The organism is Bacillus sp. GZB (genome assembly GCF_001975995.1).
GTDB classification, from domain to species: Bacteria; Bacillota; Bacilli; order Bacillales; family Bacillaceae; genus Bacillus; species Bacillus velezensis.
Map to the genome: position 1 here is coordinate 42,788 of NZ_MTQG01000019.1, position 23,988 is coordinate 66,775.

20 protein-coding genes are annotated in these 23,988 nt (G+C 46.7%); 3 read left to right on the plus strand and 17 right to left on the minus strand.

The features are described from left to right. Positions 1-104: 104 nt before the first annotated feature. From BXO87_RS18390 to BXO87_RS18460, 15 genes are all read right to left on the minus strand, one after another. The gene (locus BXO87_RS18390) at positions 105-2,432 is read right to left on the minus strand and encodes a peptidase G2 autoproteolytic cleavage domain-containing protein (protein ID WP_038457334.1); all 2,328 of its coding nucleotides are present in this window, start codon (positions 2,430-2,432) and stop codon (positions 105-107) included. 176 nt (positions 2,433-2,608) lie between these two features. Beyond that, a complete protein-coding gene (locus BXO87_RS18395) occupies positions 2,609-4,195 on the minus strand; it encodes an alpha-glucoside-specific PTS transporter subunit IIBC (protein ID WP_038457331.1) in 1,587 nt (528 codons plus the stop codon). A 16-nt stretch (positions 4,196-4,211) separates the two neighbouring features. Beyond that, complete coding sequence (locus tag BXO87_RS18400) at positions 4,212-4,973, minus strand: MurR/RpiR family transcriptional regulator (protein WP_038457328.1); 762 nt, start codon at positions 4,971-4,973, stop codon at positions 4,212-4,214. A 68-nt stretch (positions 4,974-5,041) separates the two neighbouring features. Continuing rightward, positions 5,042-6,391, minus strand: a complete 1,350-nt coding sequence (gene glvA, locus BXO87_RS18405) for a maltose-6'-phosphate glucosidase (RefSeq protein WP_038457327.1) — start codon at positions 6,389-6,391, stop codon at positions 5,042-5,044. Positions 6,392-6,561: 170 nt separating this feature from the next. Then, the gene (locus tag BXO87_RS18410; protein ID WP_003155535.1) at positions 6,562-6,744 is read right to left on the minus strand and encodes an H-type small acid-soluble spore protein; all 183 of its coding nucleotides are present in this window, start codon (positions 6,742-6,744) and stop codon (positions 6,562-6,564) included. Between the two features lie 65 nt (positions 6,745-6,809). Beyond that, on the minus strand, positions 6,810-8,618 hold the full coding sequence (locus tag BXO87_RS18415) for a sigma-54-dependent Fis family transcriptional regulator (RefSeq protein WP_038457324.1): 1,809 nt from the start codon (positions 8,616-8,618) through the stop codon (positions 6,810-6,812). Between the two features lie 106 nt (positions 8,619-8,724). Next, entirely contained in the window at positions 8,725-10,104 is a 1,380-nt protein-coding gene (gene lpdA / locus BXO87_RS18420) for a dihydrolipoyl dehydrogenase (protein WP_038457322.1), read from the minus strand. 14 nt (positions 10,105-10,118) lie between these two features. Continuing rightward, complete coding sequence (locus BXO87_RS18425; RefSeq protein ID WP_038457320.1) at positions 10,119-11,318, minus strand: dihydrolipoamide acetyltransferase family protein; 1,200 nt, start codon at positions 11,316-11,318, stop codon at positions 10,119-10,121. Between the two features lie 14 nt (positions 11,319-11,332). Continuing rightward, positions 11,333-12,361, minus strand: a complete 1,029-nt coding sequence (acoB, locus tag BXO87_RS18430; RefSeq protein WP_038457318.1) for an acetoin:2,6-dichlorophenolindophenol oxidoreductase subunit beta — start codon at positions 12,359-12,361, stop codon at positions 11,333-11,335. A 1-nt stretch (position 12,362) separates the two neighbouring features. Further along, complete coding sequence (gene acoA / locus BXO87_RS18435; protein WP_003155540.1) at positions 12,363-13,364, minus strand: acetoin:2,6-dichlorophenolindophenol oxidoreductase subunit alpha; 1,002 nt, start codon at positions 13,362-13,364, stop codon at positions 12,363-12,365. A gap of 256 nt (positions 13,365-13,620) precedes the next feature. After that, positions 13,621-14,121 (minus strand): DUF6884 domain-containing protein, encoded by a 501-nt coding sequence (locus BXO87_RS18440; RefSeq protein WP_038457317.1) that lies wholly within the window; start codon positions 14,119-14,121, stop codon positions 13,621-13,623. 144 nt (positions 14,122-14,265) lie between these two features. Next, a complete protein-coding gene (locus BXO87_RS18445) occupies positions 14,266-15,249 on the minus strand; it encodes a tRNA dihydrouridine synthase (RefSeq protein WP_038457315.1) in 984 nt (327 codons plus the stop codon). Between the two features lie 843 nt (positions 15,250-16,092). Beyond that, positions 16,093-16,392 (minus strand): YfzA family protein, encoded by a 300-nt coding sequence (locus BXO87_RS18450; RefSeq protein WP_038457313.1) that lies wholly within the window; start codon positions 16,390-16,392, stop codon positions 16,093-16,095. A gap of 623 nt (positions 16,393-17,015) precedes the next feature. Continuing rightward, the gene (rlmD, locus tag BXO87_RS18455; RefSeq protein WP_007408520.1) at positions 17,016-18,416 is read right to left on the minus strand and encodes a 23S rRNA (uracil(1939)-C(5))-methyltransferase RlmD; all 1,401 of its coding nucleotides are present in this window, start codon (positions 18,414-18,416) and stop codon (positions 17,016-17,018) included. Positions 18,417-18,544: 128 nt separating this feature from the next. Then, on the minus strand, positions 18,545-19,408 hold the full coding sequence (locus BXO87_RS18460) for a DNA-3-methyladenine glycosylase family protein (RefSeq protein WP_038457310.1): 864 nt from the start codon (positions 19,406-19,408) through the stop codon (positions 18,545-18,547). A 106-nt stretch (positions 19,409-19,514) separates the two neighbouring features. Here BXO87_RS18460 and corA point away from each other — a divergent pair, with 106 nt between their 5' ends. The 3 genes from corA to BXO87_RS18475 all read left to right on the plus strand — a co-directional run bounded on the left by corA (position 19,515) and on the right by BXO87_RS18475 (position 22,096). Then, positions 19,515-20,474, plus strand: a complete 960-nt coding sequence (corA, locus tag BXO87_RS18465) for a magnesium/cobalt transporter CorA (protein WP_003155549.1) — start codon at positions 19,515-19,517, stop codon at positions 20,472-20,474. Between the two features lie 63 nt (positions 20,475-20,537). Further along, positions 20,538-21,185: a hypothetical protein gene (locus BXO87_RS18470; protein WP_038457307.1), complete on the plus strand. Its 648-nt coding sequence runs from the start codon at positions 20,538-20,540 to the stop codon at positions 21,183-21,185. Between the two features lie 50 nt (positions 21,186-21,235). Next, complete coding sequence (locus BXO87_RS18475) at positions 21,236-22,096, plus strand: NAD(P)-dependent oxidoreductase (RefSeq protein WP_038457306.1); 861 nt, start codon at positions 21,236-21,238, stop codon at positions 22,094-22,096. Positions 22,097-22,199: 103 nt separating this feature from the next. Here the strand turns inward: BXO87_RS18475 and BXO87_RS18480 are convergent, their stop codons facing one another. Both BXO87_RS18480 and BXO87_RS18485 read right to left on the minus strand, forming a co-directional pair. Continuing rightward, positions 22,200-23,225, minus strand: coding sequence for a sensor histidine kinase (locus BXO87_RS18480; RefSeq protein ID WP_038457304.1), 1,026 nt, complete (start codon positions 23,223-23,225; stop codon positions 22,200-22,202). Beyond that, a complete protein-coding gene (locus BXO87_RS18485; RefSeq protein ID WP_014417206.1) occupies positions 23,215-23,928 on the minus strand; it encodes a response regulator transcription factor in 714 nt (237 codons plus the stop codon). The genes BXO87_RS18480 and BXO87_RS18485 overlap by 11 nt, the downstream gene beginning before the upstream one ends. Positions 23,929-23,988: the final 60 nt, after the last annotated feature.

Here is a 23,988-nt window from a genome sequence, read left to right on the forward strand (position 1 = left end):
TATTACCAGCTCCTGAACCGGAGCCTTGATTTTAAAATGAATTAGCGGAGCCTTTAAAAAGGCGTCCGCTATTCAGGATGGTCATTTATGCTTTGTCATTTCATTTAACGAATGAAAACGAGAGCGACCCCGAATCCTTTATCAGCATCAAACTCATTGATCACTTTCATGACCTGCCAGCGCTGGTTTGAAGCATCAGATTTTGTTGCAATCCCGTTATGAGCGTGAATAAAATCTCCCGGTTTCACAGTCTCATCGCATCTGACATATACCTGGCCGATGAGTCCGACAATGTTCCACTCGTCTCTCTCTTCTCTTGAAGCGTAGTCTTCTTCAGGCCGAAAGTCCGGATTTTCCTTTGGCGCCATGACCGTATGGCCGTTCGCATCTTTCTGTTCTTCATAAACATAGCCGCCAAATTCATTCTTTACGTATCGTCCCGACCAGTGAAAACTCGACTCGCCAAGAATCACTCCGGCGGTCTCGGAAATGACCCCAAGCATGAGGTCACCTTTTTCAGCCTGCCTGATCTTATCACCTTCAAGTGTGACAAGTGTTCCCGTCGGAATCTTTTCCCCTCTCAGGCTTTCAAAATACTCGGCGTAGTCAGAGAATGTCGAGGAACCTGTTACGCCTCCCGCAACCTTAATTGTTCCTTCTTTTGCGTGAAGCTCAATCTTTCTGTTGGCTGATGACGGAGTGCTGCCGGCACCCCAGCCAAGTGCTACAGAATCTGAATTCGGATTAATTGTATTGTACGAAGAAAGCACTGAAGATTGAGCCGCTCCGGTTGCTCTTCCCCGAACAGAACCAGCCACAAAATTATTATTGCCTGTAGCGTGAGATTCACGGGAGCCAATGACTCCGCTTCCTTTATGTTTGAATAAGAAATAAGGAGTGACTGCTCCTCCAATGTTAAAGTCAGTTTCATAACCTGAAAAATCACAATTGGATACATTAAGATCTGGATCTGAGGAATAAATTCCAACTGTCCCGCTATTATTTTTTGGAGATCTCTGTCCCCAAACATTACTAACAACAGACTCGTACATTCCGCTGCCAAATGCAACTCCTTTTTTTCCGGAGTCAATCAAGGTGACACCATCCACCATTACTTTTCCTACTGAGTTATCCCCGCCGACAATATATAAGTCATTGTCTGCAGTCTTAAATCCGCGAATGGTTATATTCTTTAAGCTAATTAAGCGTCCTTTATAAAATACGCTGACTACCGAATTACCCTTATAATCAATTGAACTATCATCACAAACAGCATGGAAATTCACAACACTCACACCATCATATCCGGAGATTTGCAACGCGTTTGGACCCGCCCCTTTGTAAAGATCATTCGGTTTAGGGTTATATGCGATACAATTCGCAAGCTGCACATCATGGGCTGTCGCTGACTGAGGATCGCTTGCTGTGTGGTGACCGATATGGCGAATGCTATATCCAATGGCATTTTCGTATGCGCGACAGTTAACAAGCTGCACTCTCTTCGCAGCCGGTGCATAACCGTGTGCCTTAATCTCAAAGCCTCGGACTCCTCCAATTGAGATACAACTATCAATCATTACGTCTTGAGAGCCGTCATCAATTTCAAAACAGTTCGTGTTAGAAGTTCCATCGTTTAGCCCCATAGGATGATAAGAGAGGCAATGACTGAAAGTCGTGTGTTTCCCAAAGTGACAAGTAAAGTTATCATCGCCGGACCCTGTTGCTTCACAATGTGAAAACGTTACAAAGTTACAGCCGTTGGGCTGATAATAAGTTGGATCATCTTTTTCTCCATGTCTGTTATAGTTCGGGCTCGTGGAATCAAAGCCGTGCAGGCCGGCGTTCTTCGCAAACACATGCTCAACAAAAGAATAGTCAACATTCGCAAAAAGCAAACAGCTTGAAGTGGGACCTTTCGGAATCTTCCAGCCGGCAGGACGCGTATCCTTGTTCCAATCCAAAGTGAGATGGCCGACATAAATATTTTCATTACCGTTCGTATAATCACTGTTGGTCAGAACAGAATGGCCGACCGGTGTTTCGTCTAATAATTTAATGACCGTTCTTTTCTTGCCTGCTCCGACAAGCATTGTATTTGACGGAACAAACAATCCCGATGTTCTGAATACACCCGCGGGAACTGTTACGACATAACCTCCGTCGGCCATGGCATCATGAAATGCCTGCGTATCATCCGTTACGCCGTCACCTTTAGCTCCAAAATCCATAACGTTCCGCTCTGTCACATGTTCAAATCTGTTTTCATACATTTTAAGTCTTTCGTTTAAATTTTCATAAGTTGACGTGCCATTGCTAAGCGCAGCACCGATTTTGCTGTCAATCGCTTCAAAGTTTTGAGCAATGCTTTCAACCTCAATCCCCTCCGTCTTATCGGGTTTGTAAAGTCCTAAAAAAGTCGTATAGTTTGTCATTGCCTTGCCTCCTATTTTTGAATTGCTGTTTAAAACACCGAACACCACAGAAGTCTTTCGTTTTCACTCCTGCATGTACAGGTGGCAAAGGTATGACAAATTCATACATTTCTTCAAAACATAAAAAGAGCGCCGGATTAACAAGCGCTCTGCACATAGTCTGCTGCTGCAGTATTTTAACCGTTCAATATTTTCTCGACACGCTCCCGCATTTGCGGAACGCCTAATCCGACAATGACCTGAAGCGCCCTGCCTTTTCTGACGACCCCGTGGGCTCCCAGCTCTCTGAAATCGGCGTCACTTTTGACCTTTGATTCATCAGCGACAGTGACGCGGAGACGGGTGGCGCAGTTGGTGACCTCCGTAATATTGTCCTTTCCGCCCAGCGCTTCAATATACAAAGCGGCTGTATCCCGCTGTGTTTCGTCTGCCGCCGCTGTTTCTTTTGAAGCCTGCTTCCGTTCTCTGTACTCCTTTTTCGAATAGAGCTTTGTTTCCTGCCCTTCCTCTTTTTCTCTGCCCGGTGTGGCGATGTTGAATTTGAGAATGAGGAAACGGAAGACGAAAAAGTAAACAGCGGTAAAACACACCCCGATGATGATCTGGTATACATACGTCAAGCCGTGGCTTGACGCCAGCGGGATCCAGTTCAAGGTCGCAGCTTCGATCAAACCGCCTCCCATATTTCCGACGACGCCGGCCATATACATGACGGTTGCCATGGAAGCGGCAAGCAAAGCATGAACCGCAAATAAAAACGGCGAGATAAAAAGGAATGTAAATTCAATCGGCTCTGTAATCCCCGCGACAATGGACGTCAAGGTGACCGGGATCAATAGGCCGGCGACGATTTTTTTCTTTTCCTTTGAAGCCGTGGCGTAAAAAGCGAGCGCGATTCCCGGAATGCCGAAGATTTTCGAGTTTCCGTGAAGCGCGAAGCCCCCCTGCGGGAACAATTCTTTCAGCGGTTTGACGCTTTGAGAGTATTCCCCGAGATGCTGCGCCCAATAGGTGACGATACCGCCTTCAGCCACAGCCGGACCGTAAATAAACGGCGAGTAAATAAAATGATGCAGGCCGGTCGGAATTAAAATCCGCTCCAGGAACGTGTAAATCCACACGCCGATCGCCCCGGAAGAAACGAGAAAACTTTGCAGCGAGCCGATTCCGGACTGAACCATCGGCCATACGTATGCCACCGCAAGTGAAATCGGTATCATAATGAAGAAAGAAATGATAACGATGTATGAAGATCCTTGAAAAATCCCCAGGAAATCCGGCAGTTTTTTATCAAAATAACGATTGTGCAAATACACGACAATAGATGAAATAAAGATGGCGCCGATAATATTCGTATCAAGCGTTTTGATGCCGGCGATCATCGTCAGCCCGCTCGTTCCGCCGGCTTCCTGATTCATATCGACGTGAAAAGCCCCGCCCCAAACCGTCAGAATCGCATTGATAAAGTAATTGAATGTCAGATAAACTGTAAGCGCTTCCAAACAAGCTCGTGCCTGCGCTTTTTTCGCTAAAGCGACAGGTATGCCGATCGCAAACAGGAGCGGCATTTGATTAAAGACGGTCCAGCCGCCCTGTTCAATGACGTACCAGCATTGATACCAAAGCCCGTCAGGATCAGCCAGCGGCCCCATCAGCGTTTTATTTTTAAACAGCGTACTCAGACCGACAATAATACCGGAAAATGCAAATAATAAAACAGGCACAAACATCGCGCTGCCGAAGCGCTGGACTTTTTGCATCATTTCACGTGACCTCCCGCTATTTATCAAAATTTTCGAGCTCTTTATAATCAACATATGCACGGAATAACGCTTCGCCCACCAGAAAAAACGGTGCAAATGCGACGATTTCCGTTTTATCGCTTAACATCACCGGCTTGCTGGTCGCATAAAGATTATACGGCGTCATTTGCGCCAGTACGTTGTTTTTCAGATTGGTGATTGAAATAAACGGAACTCCCTTTGCGGACAGGGTCCTTACCTGCGGAATTAATTCGGGTGTTTCGCCTGATAAAGAAATAATGATGAATACGTCATCAACCTTAAAATCATCACACATGATATCAAACTCTGTGATGTCCTGAATTAAAATCAGATACTTCCGCCGGGATACAAACATCCGCTGCAGCTCACGGGCGCACACCCTCTGAGCCGTCCCCGATCCGTAAACGAAAATCCGTTTTGCTTCATCTATCAGCCGGCACATCTCCGTCATATCTTTTGACTTCACATATTTTACATTGGCTTCAATATCATCCAGCAGCTTTTCAAACGTCATATTCTCGCCCTCTTCAGGCTGATCCTCCCATTTCAGAAAAACCCGGAATTCACTGTAGCCGCTGAAGCCCAGTTTTTGGGCGAGCCGCAGGATGGAAGACCGAGAGACATTGCAGGCTTTCGCCATGTCATTGATCCCGAGATGGTAGCACGTATGTTTATGATTCAATATATATTTTAAAATATAAAAATCGTTGTCATTTAATTTCGCGTAATGCTGGTTAACCAGTTCTTCAAGACTCATCCCAAAAATCCCCCCGTTTTCTTTCTATTATATAGAATAACAGATAAAGAAAACGGGGAAGATTGTCATCAGGAAATAGGAGACGGACTCACATCAAGCTCAGGCCAGTAGTCCTTATTAGCCTCCATCAGATCTTCAAGAATCAGTCTTGCCACACGGGCATTCGGCACTGTTTTTGACAGGATCAGCGCCTGCCACAGCTTTTGAAATGACCGCTCTTCCCACGCTTCAGCCGTCAGTTTTTCGACAGACACCTGCTGTTCCATCAGGCCTTTTTGAAATTGCGGTATGTTCCCGACTGAGAGGGGTTCCGGTCCGTTTGAGCCTACGAGACAAGGAATCTCAACCATGGATGATGGATCAAAGTTTGCGATCGCGCCGTTATTTTCAACGATTAACAGCATTCTCTCCCCGGTGTTGTAAGCGATGGCCCGGGCAAGGTCGACGATATAGGAAGCATGATCATCAATTTTAATTTCACTGTTCTCCGATGATTGTTCGCGCGTAATCATATCGCATTGGCTGAAAATGAAAGCTTCGCGCCCTTCCATAACTTCATTGGCTCTCGTATGGTTCGGGTTTGATTTTTTCACCATATCATCCGGGAATAAGTAATATTGCAGATATGTGTTCGGGAGCGTATCCGGATCAGCCGCCTGTACGTCGCGCGCTTTTTTGAATGTGTCATTCCAGCTTGCTTCAGTCTGTTCGGCCTCCGTCTTCGGAACGTAGCCGTATTCACGGACATGCTCTTTCAGCTTCGGCATTAAATCATTGCCATGCCGGTCTGTGATGGACGTCCACCAGCCAAAGTGGTTTAAGCCGTAGTAACGGACGTTCATTTCTTTTCGTGAAGATAATCCGAGGATGTTCGCCATGCGATCCTCAATTCCGACCGGCATGTCGCAGATGTTCAATATTTTTGAATTCGGTCTGAGGCGCCGTGTAGCTTCGGCCACAATCGCCGCCGGATTGGAGTAATTCAGCATCCATGCGTCAGGCGAGTACGTTTCCATATAATCAAGAATCTCCAGAACACCGCCGATAGAGCGCATGCCGTATGCGATTCCGCCCGGCCCGCATGTTTCCTGGCCGACCACGCCGTACTTCAGCGGGATTTGTTCATCAAGCGCGCGCATCGCATATTTTCCGACGCGGATATGCGCCATGACGAAGTCAACATCCGTAAAAGCCGTCTCTGGGTCATCAGTCGCCAAAAATTCAATGTCCGGCGCTTTTTCTTTTATGAATACCTCACACGCACCCGCAATCCGCTCCTGCCTTTCTTTATCATTGTCATAAAGTTTCAGCTTTCTGATCGGAAACTCTTCCAGGTGATTCAAAAGCATTAATACAATTCCGGGGGTAAATGTGCTGCCGCCGCCTGCAATAACGATTGAGAATGATTTGTCTGTCATGTGAAGCCCTCCTCTGATAACGTTTACATTTTATTTATATCATGAGAAGGTCCGATCTGTACCGGGTTTGGAGGAGTTAGATCATTTAATCATTTTTAGTTATTTTTCTCAAAAAGCGGGAAAGTTCCCACAGGTACGAAAGAGGCCTGCTGTCATCAGCAGACCCATTCTCAAAAATGCTCTTGTAAATCAGAAAGCAGCACTTCCTGCTCAAATTGAGGATTTCCGATCGGAAAAATCCTGGCTGTTTCCTTGTCTTCGTTGACATGCTGAATATAAATCGGAACTCCTTCATACGTCACATACGCCATGGCGGCGGATTCCGAAATGTCTTTCGCACGCTGTGTATTCACGTCTCAAACCTCCTTTAGGCCTCACACATAACGTGTCCGGCAGCCAAGAGAAGTATGCTTGTTTCTTACAATTGTCCGGCGGTGAGTTTGAATTTTTTGAGACGTTTGTAAAACGTGCTCCGCGGGATTCCGGCCATTTTGGCGGCCAGCGTGACATTCCCCTTCGCCGATTCAAGCGCGTTTACGATGATGTTTTTCTGAATGTGCTCCCGGATGGAGACGGGGGGCGCTTCTTCCTGTTCATAAGACTCGGCCGCCTCTTTAAGACCTGACGCTTCAAGCAGGGCTGCGATGGGGCGCCCCGACAGCCGTCCGTCCGGGAACATGACGGAAAGACGTTCAAATACATTAAACAATTCCCTGATATTCCCCGGCCATTTCCGGCTCTTTAATAGGTCTAAAAAGTCATCAGGAAGCTCCCCGCGCCAGCCGCGGTTTCGCTGAAATTCAAGGAAGAGTCCGGGAATGTCTTCGGTGCGTTCTCTTAATGGAGGGAGATGGATCGGACAGACGTGAAGCCGGTAAAATAAATCTTCTCTCAGCTTTTTGCATTCGACAAGCTGTCTCAGATCAGCGTGGGTGGCAGTGATGATTCTGATGTCAACGGGAATCTCTTTTGTCCCGCCGATCGGGGTGACTTTCCGTTCCTGCAGCACCCGTAACAGAGCGACCTGCATGGAGTGTGATATTTCTCCGATTTCATCGAGGAAAAGCGTGCCTTTATCGGCTTTTTGCAAAGCGCCGTTATGTCCTTTCCGTTTGGCCCCGGTGAAGGCGCCTTCCGAGTAGCCGAACAGTTCGCTTTCAATCAGCTTTTCGGGGACCGCTCCGCAATTGACGGCGATAAACGGGCCGTTTTTCCTGGAGCTGTTGTTATGAATCGCCCGGGCGGCAACCTCCTTTCCCGTCCCGGTTTCTCCCGTAAGACAAACGGTTGCGTCCGTTCGGGCGACAAGCTCCAGCTGCTGAAGCATATGTCGGGATGACGGGCTTTTGCCTGCCGCACCATGGAATATAAAAGACGGCTTTTCTTCTCGTTTGGATAAATAAACGCATGTGCAGCCGTTCTCCTCCCGCTTCGCCTGCTTGATGTGATAGCCCTGTTCCTCAAGCTCGCGCAGCATATGTCCGGTAAAATGCTGAACGGGACGGCTTGCGGCGATAACCCGGCTCATTTCATTGCAAAGCACGATCGGATCGTAAGACTGGGTCAGCCCGGCGAACTTGCTGATCATGTCAAGTTCTGTCATTTTGATCTTTAGGGCAAGCTCCCGTTCCGCCGTATAAGCGATGGAGGAGGCAATTCCGAGCATAAACGGCTGAGCGCGGGCGGCGGGGCAGGAAATATCAATGACACCCGCCAGCCGCCCGTCTTCATAACGGATCGGCGCGGCGGAACAGCTCCAGTGATGAGAAGCGAGCGAATAATGTTCAGAGCCGTGTATCATGACCGGCTCATTTGTATAAAGAGCCGTCCCGATCGCATTCGTGCCGACGACCGTTTCCGTCCAGCGGGCGCCTTTTAAGAAATTGATGCGGTTCGCTTCATGAATGGTGCGCGGGTGGCCGTCAACTGAATGGACAACGCCGTCTGAATCAATCAGGAGAACCATCATTTCCATTTCCCGCATCGCTGTTTTCATTCTTTCTGCATATGGCGTTGAGGCCGCTAAAAATAACGCATGCTTTTCGGCCTGCCTTTCTAAATGATCTGCCGGCATTACATTCGGCCCCTTTTCGAGATAAGGGTTGACGTCGGCTTTTTTACAGCGGTGCCATGAGGCAGCCACCCGCTTCTGAATACGGGATTCATCAAGCACGCCTTCTTTCACAAAGCGCTTCCAGGTTTTAAAATCATTCCGAATGACATTCATTGTATTCGCTCCCCCCTGTTCAGACCATCTTTTCATATATTGTAGGGGAAAAATAAAGCGCTTTCAACGAAAAACACCCCTTCTCATCTGAGAAAGGGTATTCCGGTTATACGGAATGCACCGCAAGTCCGGTGACATTCAGCAGGGCTTCCTGAAGCGTTTCTGACAGAGTCGGATGCGCCGCGATAAAGTGCTCCGACATATCCGCCGTCATTTCACCGTTCATCATCATGACCGCCTGACCGATCAATTCCGTCACGTCCGGCCCGATCATTGACACGCCGACGATTTCTCCGAATTCCGGTTCGGCAATGATTTTCATTTTGCCGCCATGCTGATGTTTAATTAACGCTTTTCCGTTAGCAGAAAATGAGCATTCTCCGATTTTCACATCTCCGTATGTCTCTCTCGCCTGTGTTTCCGTCAGCCCGACAGCGGCCATTTCCGGTGATGTATAAATACAGCGGGGCACCGCCCGCATATTGACTTTGCTGTCCTTTCCCGAGGCATGCGCGGCGGCTGTGATTCCTTCATGAATGGCGGCATGCGCGAGCTGCATTCCTCCGGCCGCATCGCCGCATGCGTATATATGAGGCACATTGGTCTGCATATGGTCATTGACTTCAATGCCGCGCGGAGAGTACCGGATGCCGGCCTGCTCCAGATTTAAGCCATGCAAACGCGGTTTTCTCCCGATTGCAACCAAAACGTGATCAGCCTGAGCCTCAATTTCTTTGCCGTCTTTTGTCCACACGGCGGTTTTCCTTTCTTTGTCAATCCGCTGAAGGGCGGCTTTTGTCTGAATATCAGCCCCGCTGTCTCTTAAAGAGTCTTCAAAAACGGCGGCGATTTCCCCGTCTTCTGCCGGGAGCAGCCGGTCAGCCGATTCAATCACCGTCACTTTCGTTTTAAACCGGCTGAATAAAGAGGCAAATTCACAGCCGATCACACCTCCCCCGACAATTAGCAGGGAAGAAGGGATTTTCTGTAAAGAAAGCACGTCTTTGCTGTCGATCACCCAATCGCCGTCAAATGGGGCAAACGGCAGCTCCGCCGGTTCAGATCCGGATGCAATTAATATCCGATCCGCTTCCAGAATGTCTTTTGCGCCTCCTTCTCCTTCAACAAGCAATGTCTGCTCTGTGAGAAATGAAGCTGTCCCGCTGATGACTTTAATCTGATTTGCTCTCATTAAGTATTGAATTCCCTGCACGAGCTTGCTGACGATTTGCCGTTTGCGCCCCTGCATGCGGGCCCAATTGAGTGTAATGTTTTGCGGCAGTTCGATGCCGAATGTATTTGCATGCCTGATTTTATCGAGCACATTCGCGCTTTCCAAAAGCGACTTTGTCGGGATGCATCCCTCATTGAGACAAGTGCCTCCGAGCGGCCCTCTGTCGATCAGAACGACTTCTTCTCCCCTCCGCGCGGCAGTCACGGCAGCTGCATATCCGGCAGGCCCGCCGCCGATAATGGCTAGTGTCAATCTCTTCACCCTCTCTATAAAATCAATCCGGCCGGCTCTTCAAGCAGCGCTTTGACCGTTTTCAGGAAGTCCGCAGCCGGTGCGCCGTCACATACTCTGTGATCAAAGGTAAGGCTCAGCGGCAGCATGGTGCTTTTGACAAGCTCATCTCCTTTAAACGCAGGCGTTTCATAGCTTGCGCCTACTCCGAGAATACCGGCTTCAGGCGGATTAAGAATCGGGGTGAAATGCTCAATTCCGTAACCCCCGAGATTTGTAATAGAAAATGTCGATCCGTGCAGATCATCTCCGGAAGCATTGCCTTCCCGCGCCCGGCGTGCCGATGTGCTGATGTGATCCGCAAGCTCAAGGAATGAAAGCTTTTCCGCATCCCGGATCACCGGCACGACGAGACCGTTTTCAAGAGAAACCGCCATCCCGAGGTGGACATATGGATAGGTGATGATCCGCTCCTCTTGATAAGAGCTGTTCAGCTCAGGATGCTGTTTCAGCGCAAGCACCGCGGCCCGGGATACGAAATGTGTGACCGTCAGTTTAACACCGCTCCGCTTTTTCGCGCTGTCGGCGAGCTGCTGCTGCCATTTTACAAGCTCCGTAATGTCCGCTTTCATCGTCAGCGTCAGCTGGGCGCTGTTTTGCAGGCTTTTGTGCATTCGGTCTGCAATCACTTTTCTCATCGCTGAAGCCGGTTTTCCCTCCGGCTGTGCCGTCTGAACCGAAGACTGCGGTTCAGATTCCGTCTTCATTGCCTTGATGACGTCAGCTTTTACGATCCTGCCTCCGGGCCCCGTCCCGTTCAGCGTATCAACTTTCAACCCGGCTTTCTCCGCCATTTTTCGGGCAACGGGAGATATTTTCACGCGGTGTTTACGCTTTTGCACGGCTTTGGGAGCAGGAATATGTTCAGATTCAGGTTCAGATTGCGGTTTCCCTGCATTTTCAGGAGCCGGCGCCTCCTTCTCCCGCACTTCTTCGCCGTTTTCCCCGATATAACAGATGGGCGTTCCCGGCGGGACTCCTTCTCCCTCTTTGACTTTAATGTGAAGAAGCGTGCCGCTTTCAGGCGCTTCTATTTCCATTTCTATTTTTTCCGAGTTGATGCTGGCGATGCTTTCTCCCTTTTCAACCGGGTCGCCGACTTTTTTATTCCAGACGGATACTTCACCTTGCTTCATCGCCATTCCCAGCTTCGGCATTACTACTTTTACAGCCATTCTATATCCCTCCTTTAATTCATTGCCGGCTCGCCAAGCAATTCAAGCGTGACGCTGACAATTTGGTCTGGTGTCGGCAAATATTGATCTTCAAGCACCGGCGAAAACGGTACCGGTGTATGCGGCGCTGTAATCCGCTTAATCGGCGCATCAAGCAAATCAAAGCCCTTATCGGCGACAATCGCAGCAATATCCGTGGCGATGCTGCAGCGCGGATTGGCTTCGTCAATGATGACCAGCCGGTTTGTTTTTTCTAACGATGTGAAAATCGCTTCCTCATCTAAAGGAGACAGACTCCGGGGATCAAGCACCTCGGCGTCGATGCCTTTCTCAGAAAGCTGTGCAGCCGCTTCAAGTGCGGTGTTGACCTGCTTGCCGACCGCAAACAGCGTGATGTCGCTGCCTTCGCGTTTGATATCCGCTTTTCCGAGCGGAATTGTATAATAATCTTCCGGCACCTCGCCCTTCATGTTGTAGGACGTTTTGTCTTCAAAAAAGAATACCGGATCATTGTCTTCTATTGCCGAAAGCAGCAAACCTTTGGCGTCATATGGATTGGACGGCACAACCGTCTTCAGACCCGGGATGCTGGTGAACAGACCATACAGCGCCTGCGAATGCTGAGCGGCGGCCCGGAACCCGGCTCCGTATGTGGTGCGGACGGTGATCGGCACTTGCGCTTTACCGCCGAACATATAGCGGAATTTCGCCCCTTGGTTGATCACTTGGTCAAAGCACGTTCCGATAAAATCGTTAAACATCAGTTCCGCAATCGGTCTCAGCCCCGTGGATGCCGCAGCCATGGCCGCACCCATGTAGCCCGCCTCAGAAATCGGTGTATCCAGCACTCGGCTGCGCCCGAATTCCTGTACGAGCCCCTTTGTGACCCCGAGTACACCGCCCCATGCTTCATCATCCTGCAAATGATCGACCGCCGCTCCCCCGGCGACATCTTCACCGATTACAAGCACATTGTCGTCTTTTCTCATCGCAAGCTTCATTGCTTCATTGATCGCGTCCGACATGCTTATGACTCTCGCCATCTCACATTCCCCCTTTTTCATATGACACGTAGACGTCTGTCAACAGCTCTGACTCTTTCGGATATGGACTCTTCTCGCTGAACGAGACGGCTTTTTCAATCGATTCGCTGACACGCTGTTCGATGTCTGACAGTTTATTTGCATCTGTTTCTTTTAGAAGATAGTTTTTAAAGCCTTGAATGGCATCCTTTTCTTCAAGATGCTCAGTCTTTTCATCCTTTGTTTTATAAGTTTGGGCATCCCCTTCGAAATGGCCGTAGTTTCTGTAAGTCATACATTCAATCAAAGACGGTCCTCCGCCGTTTCTTGCTCTTTCTATCGCTTCTCCGGCTGCCTGATAAACCGCTAAAATATCTTTTCCGTCCACCGTGACCCCCGGCATGTTATAGGCAGCCGCCCGATCGGCGATTGAATCACAGGCTGACGCGTACTCAAATGTCGTCGCTTCGCCGTAGCCGTTGTTTTCGGCGATGAATACGACAGGAAGGTTCCATACTGCCGCTAAGTTCAGCCCTTCATGGAAGGTCCCTTGGTTATTGGCTCCGTCTCCAAAGAAGCAAACGCTTACATTTTTAGTTTGTTTATATTTAGCCGTGAGCGCTGATCCGCATGCGAGCGTAAAGCCGCCCCCGACGATTCCATTTGCGCCTAACATGCCTTTATCAAGATCCGCAATGTGCATAGAGCCGCCTTTTCCTTTACACAGTCCGGTCGCTTTTCCGAATATTTCCGCCATCATGCCGTCCAGATCACAGCCTTTAGCGATACAATGGCCATGTCCCCTGTGCGTGCTTGTAATGCTGTCGCCATCATCTAAATGAGCGCACACGCCTGCAGCTACCGCTTCTTCACCGGCATACAAATGGACGAATCCGGGAAGCACTCCTTGCGCGAACAGTTCATGCACTTTGTCTTCAAAGCCCCTGATTTCCAGCATCTTTTGGTACATCCACAGCGCTTTCTCCTCAGTTAATGACAAGCCTTCTCGTTTTAACAATTCCATTTTGTGCGCCTCCTTCTATTTAGGGTTCACATATATAAATGCAAGAAGTGTGCCAGCCTTTGGAGCCCGGAAAATGAATGTTTTTATTTTTACACCGGAGACAGTTTGAGACAGGTGTCTCATTTTGTCTCGATCTGTTCCCTTTGTCTCGTTTTATGGCATACAAAAAAGACCGGGCATCACCCTGTCTTTGACAATGATCGACGTATTTATTTCCTCGGAAATCTTTTAACTGCTTCATTCTTCTGCATACAGTCTATCGCGGCGTTTGAGTGGTTACACTCTTTTTTTCATATCCGCGTGCTTGCAGTTCATGCTTTTCTTCAACAGCCCGATTCAGCGCTTGAAGCATGTAGCCAATGCCTTTATACGATGACAAAGGCCAGGTGATATGCTGATGCTCTCCGATGACGGCGTTTAGGACGCTTCGGTATTTTTTCCCGCCAAGCATGACAAGCTCTTCGATGTCGGAAAAGCCTTTTTCATGAAATTGACGGCGCAGCTCGTCCGCTGCCATGATCTCCGGATGACCGGTTCCAAAAGTGACATCGTAATTTCCGGGAACAATATCATCCGGACGAAGGAATCCGTGCTTCGCCGACAAAATCACCCACTCATCGAAAAATGCTTTCGCATATTGCTCGCACGCCTGATGAAACGGGCTGAGATAAGCGTCTTCCGCCCTTACCGGCCCTGTATCTGAATGGACATCCCAAATTTTTTTCTTGCCGCAGGGGATGATGCACAGTCGTTTCATTTTTCTCTCCCCCTTTATGATGTATCTCCTATCAATGTACCATTATTCGTTTATTTCTGCATGACGGATATGTCTGGGTAAAAGCTGCACACAAAAAGACCCGGAATTCAAACCGAACTCCGGGCCGGATGAAGAGTTGTTATGTCACTCTTGCTCCATCCCCTCAAGATACTTTCTCTCAAAGTCATCGAGCAATGCACGCACTTCATCTGTTGACTTTGTATTCATGCATTGATTTCTTAATTCACTTGCTCCCCGGAATCCGCGGAGATATATCTTGAAAAAGCGAGGGAGCGGTTTATATGCTCGAGCTTCTGCTTTTGAATATTCATCATGAAGATCCAGATGCAGTCTCAAAAGATCAAGCAATTCCTTACTGCTATGCTCTCTCGGCTCCTTTTCAAAGGCGAATGGATTAGTAAAAATGCCTCGTCCAATCATAATCCCGTCAACACCGTATTGTTCAGCGAGTTTCAAGCCGGTCTCCCGGTCAGGAATATCCCCATTGATCGTCAAAAGGGTATCTGGCGCTATCTCATCACGAAGTTTCTTAATGTCCGGGATGAGCTCCCAATGCGCATCTACTTTACTCATTTCCGCTCTTGTACGCAGATGAATGGAAAGATTCGCAATGTCCTGTTTCAGTATGTGTGTCAGCCAGCCGCGCCATTCGTCTATATCCGTGTAGCCGAGTCTGGTCTTCACACTTACCGGCAGACCTCCTGCTTTCGCCGCCTGTATTAATTCGGCTGCAACTTCAGGACGGCAAATCAGGCCGCTTCCCTTTCCATTCCCCGCCACATTAGGTACAGGACAGCCCATATTGATATCCAGGCCCTTAAACCCTAATTCCGCCATCCCAATACTCATTTGGCGAAAGTTTTCAGGCTTATCTCCCCATATGTGGGCAACCATCGGCTGTTCATCCTCCGTGAAAGTCAAACGGCCGCGCACACTATCCTTCCCATCCGGGTGACAATAGCTTTCTGAGTTTGTAAACTCTGTGAAAAACACATCAGGTCTGCCTGCTTCACTCACAACATGGCGAAAAACGACATCCGTCACATCTTCCATTGGTGCCAGTACAAAAAATGGCCGTGGTAATTCACGCCAGAAATTATCTGTCATAACAAATCCAAATCCTTTCATGATGGGATACAGCCAAACCTTTATCCCAAAATTAAAAACTGACCATGCTTCTTTTACACTTATAGCATGTGTCAGCACTTCTTATCAAACGATAGTAAATTTTGAACATTTCACTTTTTACACGTTAAAAAGTGAAAAAGCAAACTGAAGCAGAACACCTTAATTGAGTTAACGTAATAGACTATCGCTAAAGTTAACCCCATATCGTTCATTTCTGATCAACTCAGTCAACTCCTTAACCTTTAAAAGGGTTTGAGAGAGAAAAAAGTGTGAAGATTATCTACACCTATTTTTTTATTTATATTGTGGTTTATTAATAGTAGCGCTGACCTTCATCTTACTTAGCGGCCTTACTTTTGCTCTTTTTGGACAAAAAGGATTCCAACCTAAATAGAATATCATAAGAGTTCTCCCTATTACCAATGCAAAATAATTGTCCTGTTATCGAAGATAAAATATTTAACGCTGCACCATATCCTTATCTCAATATCATTTGCGGAAAAATAATTTGATTAAGCAAATGGGGTTGGGGGTGGTATATCTGGGTACTCAAGAGAATGTAAAAAGTTAACTTGCCGCTTGTGAATCACATGGAGTAAAGAGGATGGGATGGGAAGAGAAAATAAACTCGAACTTAACAGAATTCAAGAATTTCAATCTGGTATGTTAATATCTTTATACAATCACCTATATATGTTTGTATAAGGTTACGATTCAGTAATCCTGATCCAGAACCAATAAAATAGACTGCTGACTAAGCGCCGCAGTCCTCACTCATAAGAATAAGAAAGTGTTCATTTTCTTTCATCATTAAATAAGGCATCAGAAGTTATGGCTTTTATTTCGAATATCCTTTGTTATACCTGTGATTATTTGTATAACAGTGAAAACCCCCAAGAAAACAGTGACAATATTAAACCATGGATTATCATAGAATGAAAGATATGTTTGAAAGAAATCCAGTTCAACTATGTTTGCTGGGAATCCATTCATTTCTCTATAATTAGGACCCCATCCCGTTAATTCTGCAAAATTAAAATAAAGCTGTGAAACTAAAAATGCCAAAACCGTGAGAAACCAACTTTTTTTAGACAACGGTCGTTTTTTGTTTACTTTATCCATTTCATTATCCGTTTCCTTTTCTGCAATCTTTTTAGCCAAGTGACAATCTAACATCATTATATGATGAAGCATGATTGTCGCGATAATTACTTATTAAGGATATAACCATCGCAGGTATTACTGTAATAGTTGTTATCACTTGCGTTTCCGCCTCGGATTTATTCTTTTTTTGGGAATAAGGAAAATAATTGGGGTCCTTTTTTCCTATTTAGGCTTTCATATCATGTATAACGACCAAACATGCTTTTTTAGTGTGTTTGATCTTTTATCCACAGTTGTTGCTAATAGTAGATGTGCCGATGAGTGTCGGGGACTTTATTCTTTAAGAAAGAAGTTTACAAAATATTAACTGAAATTACAAGTATTCACGGAACTTAAACGACTTGTTATTGCTTCTGGTTCACAACAAGATCTTCATATTTTGTCTGTCATGCCGTTTCCAAACGAAAAAAGAAAGTGTTAATAGAAAGCAGCCTGCTTGGCTGTTTTTCACTTGCTTTTCCATACGTTTTTTCAACTCTTTTTATCAGTTAAATAAAGACAGATAGGACAAGGGCAAAACTTGAAAAGACCCGGAAATCGGAATTGTTTATTTACCGAAATCCAGGTCTGAATTGTTTATTTTAGTTAGACGATTTCAAAACAAGCTTCGCCACGGCTTCCACATGAGCCGTCTGCGGAAACATATCCACAGGCTGAATATATTCGACGCGATAGTCCTTCGACAGCGTCTGCAAGTCTTTCGCCAGTGTGGAAGGATTGCAGGATACGTAGACGAAGCGCTTCGGTTTTACTTTTTTGATGGTATCTAAAAATGTTCTGTCGCAGCCGGTTCTCGGCGGGTCGACGATGACCACGTCAGGGCGGAAGCCTTCTTTCGTCCATTTCGGGAGCCAGTGTTCGGCTGTTCCTGTGACATATGCCGCGTTTTTGATGCCGTGTTTTTTGGCGTTTTTCTTCGCATCATCAATTGATTCTTTAATGACGTCCATGCCGCGGATCTCTTTTGCGCCGCTTGAAACCCACATGCCGATCGTACCGACGCCGCAATACGCGTCTACGACTTTTTCTTTTCCTGTCAGCTGAGCCGCTTGTTTCACTTCGTCATACAGCTTGACCGTCTGCTCAGGGTTGAGCTGGAAGAAGGCGCGGGCGCTCAGTTCAAATGACACGTCACCGAGCACTTCTTGAATGGCATGGCTTCCGGCCAGCGCTTTTGTTTTGTCACCGAAAATGACAGATGTGCGCGCGCCATTGACGTTTTGAATAATCGATTTCACTTCCGGCAGACGGTTCTGAATGGCTTTGACGATCTCGTCTTTATTCGGCAGTGTCTCTTTCGCGGTGACAAGCACGACCTGCACTTCGCCTGTTTCAAATCCGACTCTCGTCACGATGGTGCGGACATCGCCTTTTTTGGTCCGTTCGTTATAAACGGATACGTTGTGTTTTTCCAAAATACGGCGGACGATACCCGTTGTTTTGTTTGTCGCCGGATGCTGGACAATGCATTCCTTAATCGGAACGATTTTATGGGAATCAAGTCCGTATAAGCCGGCAATGATGCTGCCGCTTTGCGAGCGTCCGACTTGGAACTGGCTTTTGTTCCGGTAATTCCAAGGGTTATCCATTCCGATCGTATCTTTAATGTTCATTTCTTCGACATTGAATCTCGTATGACGTTCCAGAGACTGAATGACGATGTCGCGTTTTTCGCGAAGCTGCTGGGTGTATGCCAGATGCTGAAGCTGACAGCCGCCGCACTGGTCGTAGACCGGGCATGGCGGCGTGACGCGGTGTTCAGACGGCTTGCGGATTTTTTTGACGCGTGCTTCTGAAAATTTCGGCTGCACATTTGTCGCTTCGGCAACGACTTCTTCCCCTGGCAGAGCGCCGGGTACGAAGACAACTTTTTTCTTAAAATAGCCGACGCCCTCTCCGTTAATGCCGAGACGTTTGATGGTCAGCGGAAATGTCTGTCCGATTTTCAATTCGGCAGGCGCCTTTTTTTGATGTTGATTCACGTTTTTTTCTCTCCGTTTCTATATAAAGCCTTCCTCATGGGAAAACGGCTGATTTGAAATATCACATCTTTTCAGTATAACATGCAGCCGGCAGTTCCTTCATGTTTTTCACTGGAAGTTTCCTTTTTTCATTCAATGCTTCTCCACAAGTACAAGGACGCATAGCTTAAATACGGCGCCCATTCCCTGCTTATCTGAAGCATCACGTCTTTTGACGGTTTATCCTCAAGGGCGAAGCGGCGTTTGACGGCGTTTTGCAGGCCGATGTCCGCCAAAGGAAACAGATTCGGGCGGCCGAGGCCGAACATGAGCACGTTTTGGGCGGTCCACGGGCCGATCCCTCTGATGGCGATCAGCTTTTTCATAATGTCTTCATCCGATAAATGAGAAAGTTCCGCCAGATTGAGCGCTCCGTCTGCAATCATCCGTGAAATGTCAATCGCATATTCCGCTTTTCTCATGCTGAACTGGAGCTCCCGCAAGTCCTGATAATCAAGCGCCGCGATCGTTTTCGGCTCAGGATAGCACCAGACGCCGTCTTTTTGTTCACCGAAGGCATGGACGAACCGTTCCGTTAAAGTAAAAGCGAAGAACAGGTTGAGCTGCTGGTGGATGATGCATTTCATGAGACAGTTGTAGACGTCATATTCCAAGACGAGCGGAGTTCCCGCATGCTCCTCAAAAAGCGCCGACAGATTTGTTTTTGAGAAATGATCAAGCACAGGCTGAAGCGGCTGCTCCCACTGAAAAATGTGTTTGATCCGTTCAATCATCTCTTTGCGGTCCGTTTCTCCGCTGACGAGAAAAACCGGGTCTGCGGCGGTGCCTTCCCCTTGAACCGTGATGACGGACAGTTTGCCGTCCCTTGTTCTGAGCGGCACTTTGATTGATCTTGCTTTAAGATCGACCGCATTCAGCGGATCGAGCGACAGCCTTTCAAGGACTTTATCAAAATGATACGGCGGTGTGACCGAAACCGTTTCCTTCCACATATGCTCCACCCCTTTTTGTCCAAGTATATCATGAAGCGGCCGGGCGGCAATTCGTATACTTTTCTTCATAACGCCGCATGATATAATGGCAGGCGGAGGGTTGTTTATGATACATATAACCGCAATCACAACACATAATGAGATATTAGATAATATCCCCCTATCACGTACAGAACAACCGGACATCGCATGGTACTGGATTGATTTTTTCGGCGCTGAGATGCATGAAACCGAGCTGCTGCGGGATTATTTTCATTTTCATCCGCTTGCGATCGAGGATTGCTTTCAGCACATGCAGCGGCCGAAAATCGACCATTATGACGGCTACCGTTTTTATGTGCTCCACGCCTTGAACCCGGACACACTGGAAATGGAAGAGGTGGACATTTTTCAGTCCGACCGTTTCATCGTCAGCTTCCATTTGCACGAATCGCCCGGCGTCTCAAGGGTGAGAGAACGGTTTTTCGCTTCTCCGGGATTAGCCAAAAAAGGGCCCGGGCACATCACTTATATGATTATGGATCAGCTTGTCGATGAATATTTCCCCGTGCTGTACAAAATTGAAGACCGGCTGAATGAAATTGAAGACAGCAGAACCCATAAATCTTACGGCACTTTAATGAATGAAGTGTTTGAATTGCGGACTGATCTTTTGAACCTGAGGCGGACGATCATTCCGATGCGCGATTTAATGTACCGGATTTTGAGCCTTGACCATGTAAAAGAAAGCCGTGAAACAAAGGCGTATTTCAGCGATATTTATGACCACCTATTAAAACTGGCTGAGCTGATCGAGTCAAACCGTGATATGACGTCAGATTTGCGGGACAGCTATGTGACGCTGAATTCAAACCGGATGAACGCCATTATGATGACATTAACTATCGTCTCGACCATTTTTATCCCGCTGACGTTCATCGCGGGGGTTTACGGCATGAATTTCGATAACATGCCTGAGCTTCATTGGAAATACGGCTATTTTATCGTTTTGGGCGTAATGGCCGTCCTTGTGGCCGCCATGCTGTTTTGGTTCGCCCGCAAAGGCTGGTTTAATATTTTCAAGTAAGAACGGCTGCCGGCTGTTCTTTTTTTTGAGAAAACATGATAGTCTGGAAAAAAACGTAAAGAGGTGTGCGTCGTTACCATCCTTTCTCACAAAATCATTTCTTCTGTCCTCCTGCTTTTCAGTGTCATGTCCATCGCCCCGCTGTATAACGGCCGTACGGTGTCTGATTACATCTTTGAGTTACTCGGCTTTTCCTCTTGGCCGGAAGATGGAGCCCATATCTCCGTCATTCCCAGGGTCGTGCTTTACTTTGCGGCGTTAATCTGGTGTGCCGCCGCGTTCAGGCGGACGCTTCCCGCGGCGGGGCTGTTTCTGATCTTTCTCAGTATGGGGGCCGCTTCCGGTATCAGTCCTGCCACCGAATATGCCGCTTTTTCCTTAAAACAGTTCGCGCCCGAAAAAGAGGCTGTCGAATATTTGAAGCACCGCAGCGAATGCAGTCATCTGGTTGAGCGAAAAAGAGCGGGCATGAGCTGCACGCTTTATATCAATCATTACGGAAAAGGGGAACAAACCATTTCTGTCACGCCGGATTTATCAGAAAACATAAAGGACGTCACATTCAAATCAAAAACGTTCACTGTAAAGCCCCGTTCAAAAACAATCATCAAGACGCGGTTTACCGGATTTTATAAGGGGAAAGCCGCATCAGACTCCGGATGGTCCTCAGAACCTGAACTGAAAGTGGCAATCGTGTACACAGCGGAATAACCATTTTGCATGTATAATGGTGGAAAACTTTTCATTGGAGGGACTGTCAAATGAAGATCGCCATCGTCGGACTCGGCAATATGGGCCGCCCCATCGCCGAAAATATCATGAAAGCCGGATACAGCCTGACTGTATATAACCGGACGAAAGAAAAAGCGGCTGACCTGCTGGATAAAGGGGCTGAATATGCCGAAACGCCCCGCCAGGCAGCTGAACATGCAGAGATCGTGCTATCCATGCTGTCAGACGATGACGCCGTAACAGACGTGACGTTCGGAGCTTGCGGCATTATTGCCGGGTTATCTGAAAACGGCATTCATATTTCAATGAGCACGATCAGTACGGCGCTGTCAGAACAGCTTTCCGCCGCACATTCGGGCAGAGGGCAGTCCTTTATCGCCGCTCCCGTCCTCGGCCGCCCCGATGCCGCCGAGAAGGCTGAGCTTCGCATCATCACAGCCGGACCGGCGGAAGCGAAGAAAAAGGCCGAACCGCTGCTTAACATCCTGAGTCAGCAAGTATTTGACACTGGTGAAGAAACAAAGACCGCCAATGCCGCGAAAATCAGCGTCAATTTCTTGCTCGTTTCTATGCTGGAGGCGTTATCTGAATCATTCTTAATGATGGAGAAGTACGGGTTAGAGCAAAAACAATTTTTAGAAATCGCCAGCGCGCTCTTTGGCTCTCCCGTCTATCAAAATTACGGCACGATCATGGCTGAGGAGAAATTTGAGCCGGCCGGTTTCAAAATGTCTTTAGGGCTGAAGGATACCAATCTGGCGCTCGCCGCCGCAGAACAGGTTTCCGCAAAACTCCCTCTTGCCGAACTGGCCAAGAGCCATTTTGAAAGCGGGATCGCACAAGGCTTCGGGGATCTGGATTGGGCCGCACTGATTAAATGTATCAAATAAGCAGTGAAAACCTCTCCCGTTTAGGAAAAATGAAACCAATGTGTTAGAGAACACATTGGTTTCTTGGCTATTATAAGCGTCTGTTTCTTTGTAATCATTCCATTCATGTCCGTATTAATTTTATTTTTCCAAATGCAATGCCGAATGTTGTTTTTATATAAGGGGTGCTGTCAACCCATATTCTCCCTTGATTTTTCTCAATTAATGCTTTGGCAATTGAGAGTCCTAAACCGCTTCCCGAGTGTCCTGAGCTTCTGGATAAGTCTCCCCTGTACATCCTCTCAAATACCTTCTCTGATTCTGTCTTTGGTATCCCCGGCCCCCTATCCCAGATCAGCAGTTTACATTCTTTATCATTCTCTATAATTTCTATGCCAAGAACTTTTCCTTCTTTTCCGTAAAGGATGGCATTCTTCAATACATTATCAATAATTCTGATGATACTCAGGCGATCCGCCATAATAAGACACTTTCTTTCCGGGATATTTATTTTAAGCTCTAATTCATTTCTTTTTATCTCCGGCAAGTATTCAATCAATAACTCTCTGGTTATTTCAGAAAAGTCAATAATATCCGGCTGCATCGGCATTTCATCTGCATCCAGTTTAGCCATGTTAAATATTTCATCAATTAACTGCTTTAAATGATTCGACTTCTTTGAAACAATGTTTACATATTCCTTTTTTTCTTCTTCCGAGGCTGCAATATCATCTTTCAACGCATCTAAATATCCTATAATTGATGTAAGCGGTGTGCGAATATCGTGTGATATGCTTGATAACAGGCTTTTTCTCGCTGCGTGCGTTTGAATCGTTTCCACCTGTATTTTCTCTAACTTCTCGATCAATTCGTTTATTGAAAAAACCATTTCATTAAATATCGGAGCCCCATTCGCAAATATTCTTGTCGTTAAGTTCCCATTTAATGTCCGCTTAACCACATGGATCATTTGAATGAGCTCATTGTTGAATTTGCAGTAAATTGTAATAAGGATTACAGACAAACCGATCAGCAGACCATAGACAACCAATTTAACAGTGTTAAGCTCTTGGTGCTGCCAGTCATATAAACAATTGAGGCAAATCAGTGTAATCTGCAGAAACATAAGATATATGATTTTACGACTCATCTTTCTCACCTGCAAATTTGTATCCTATTCCCCAAACTGTTTGGATAAATTGAGGATTAGATGGGTCTTTTTCTATTTTTTTTCTCAGCTTTCTTATGTGAACCATCACGGTATTGTCATCTTCTAAGTAATGATTGCCCCAAACATTCCGAAACAACTGAGCCTTCGTAAATACCTGTTCCGGATTGGAAGCCATAAATTTCAGCAGCTCCAGCTCTTTTGCGGTTAATGATATTTCTTCACCTGCAACGCATACGATATATCTTTTCACATCAATTGATAAACCTTTATATTTCAGCAGCGGCTTCTCTTCTGTTCCGCTGCCGCTCCCTAAAATGAAAAACCTTCTCATCAGAGCCTTAATTCTGGCCACAACCTCGTTTACGCTAAAAGGTTTTGTAATATAATCATCTGCTCCTATACTCAACCCTACAATTTTGTCAGCTTCATGGTCCTTTGCAGTAAGCATAAGTATTGGCACATTGGTTTTTTCTCTTAGTTTTCTGCATACTTCAATCCCATCCATTTTTGGCATCATGAGATCCAATATTACGAGGTGATAAGTATTTTGTTCAAATAATGCCAAAGCTTCCTGTCCATCCTTTGCAACATCTGCTAAATAAAGTTCCCGTTCAATGTATTTTTTTAATAAATCTCTGATCACTTTTTCATCATCAGCGATAAGGACACGAATTTCTTTCACTTCATGACACCCGCCTTCATATTTTTTGTATTTATGTAAGTGACAGCAAAAATTCATTAT

Excerpts from the sequence above, each read along its gene's own strand:
- BXO87_RS18390 (WP_038457334.1), bottom strand. The coding sequence starts at position 2,432 with ATGACAAACTATACGACTTTTTTAGGACTTTACAAACCCGATAAGACG.
- BXO87_RS18395 (WP_038457331.1), bottom strand. The coding sequence starts at position 4,195 with ATGATGCAAAAAGTCCAGCGCTTCGGCAGCGCGATGTTTGTGCCTGTT.
- BXO87_RS18400 (WP_038457328.1), bottom strand. The coding sequence starts at position 4,973 with ATGAGTCTTGAAGAACTGGTTAACCAGCATTACGCGAAATTAAATGAC.
- glvA (WP_038457327.1), bottom strand. The coding sequence starts at position 6,391 with ATGACAGACAAATCATTCTCAATCGTTATTGCAGGCGGCGGCAGCACA.
- BXO87_RS18415 (WP_038457324.1), bottom strand. The coding sequence starts at position 8,618 with ATGAATGTCATTCGGAATGATTTTAAAACCTGGAAGCGCTTTGTGAAA.
- BXO87_RS18425 (WP_038457320.1), bottom strand. The coding sequence starts at position 11,318 with ATGGCTGTAAAAGTAGTAATGCCGAAGCTGGGAATGGCGATGAAGCAA.
- acoB (WP_038457318.1), bottom strand. The coding sequence starts at position 12,361 with ATGGCGAGAGTCATAAGCATGTCGGACGCGATCAATGAAGCAATGAAG.
- acoA (WP_003155540.1), bottom strand. The coding sequence starts at position 13,364 with ATGGAATTGTTAAAACGAGAAGGCTTGTCATTAACTGAGGAGAAAGCG.
- BXO87_RS18440 (WP_038457317.1), bottom strand. The coding sequence starts at position 14,121 with ATGAAACGACTGTGCATCATCCCCTGCGGCAAGAAAAAAATTTGGGAT.
- BXO87_RS18445 (WP_038457315.1), bottom strand. The coding sequence starts at position 15,249 with ATGACAGATAATTTCTGGCGTGAATTACCACGGCCATTTTTTGTACTG.
- BXO87_RS18450 (WP_038457313.1), bottom strand. The coding sequence starts at position 16,392 with ATGGATAAAGTAAACAAAAAACGACCGTTGTCTAAAAAAAGTTGGTTT.
- BXO87_RS18460 (WP_038457310.1), bottom strand. The coding sequence starts at position 19,408 with ATGTGGAAGGAAACGGTTTCGGTCACACCGCCGTATCATTTTGATAAA.
- corA (WP_003155549.1), top strand. The coding sequence starts at position 19,515 with ATGATACATATAACCGCAATCACAACACATAATGAGATATTAGATAAT.
- BXO87_RS18475 (WP_038457306.1), top strand. The coding sequence starts at position 21,236 with ATGAAGATCGCCATCGTCGGACTCGGCAATATGGGCCGCCCCATCGCC.
- BXO87_RS18480 (WP_038457304.1), bottom strand. The coding sequence starts at position 23,225 with ATGAGTCGTAAAATCATATATCTTATGTTTCTGCAGATTACACTGATT.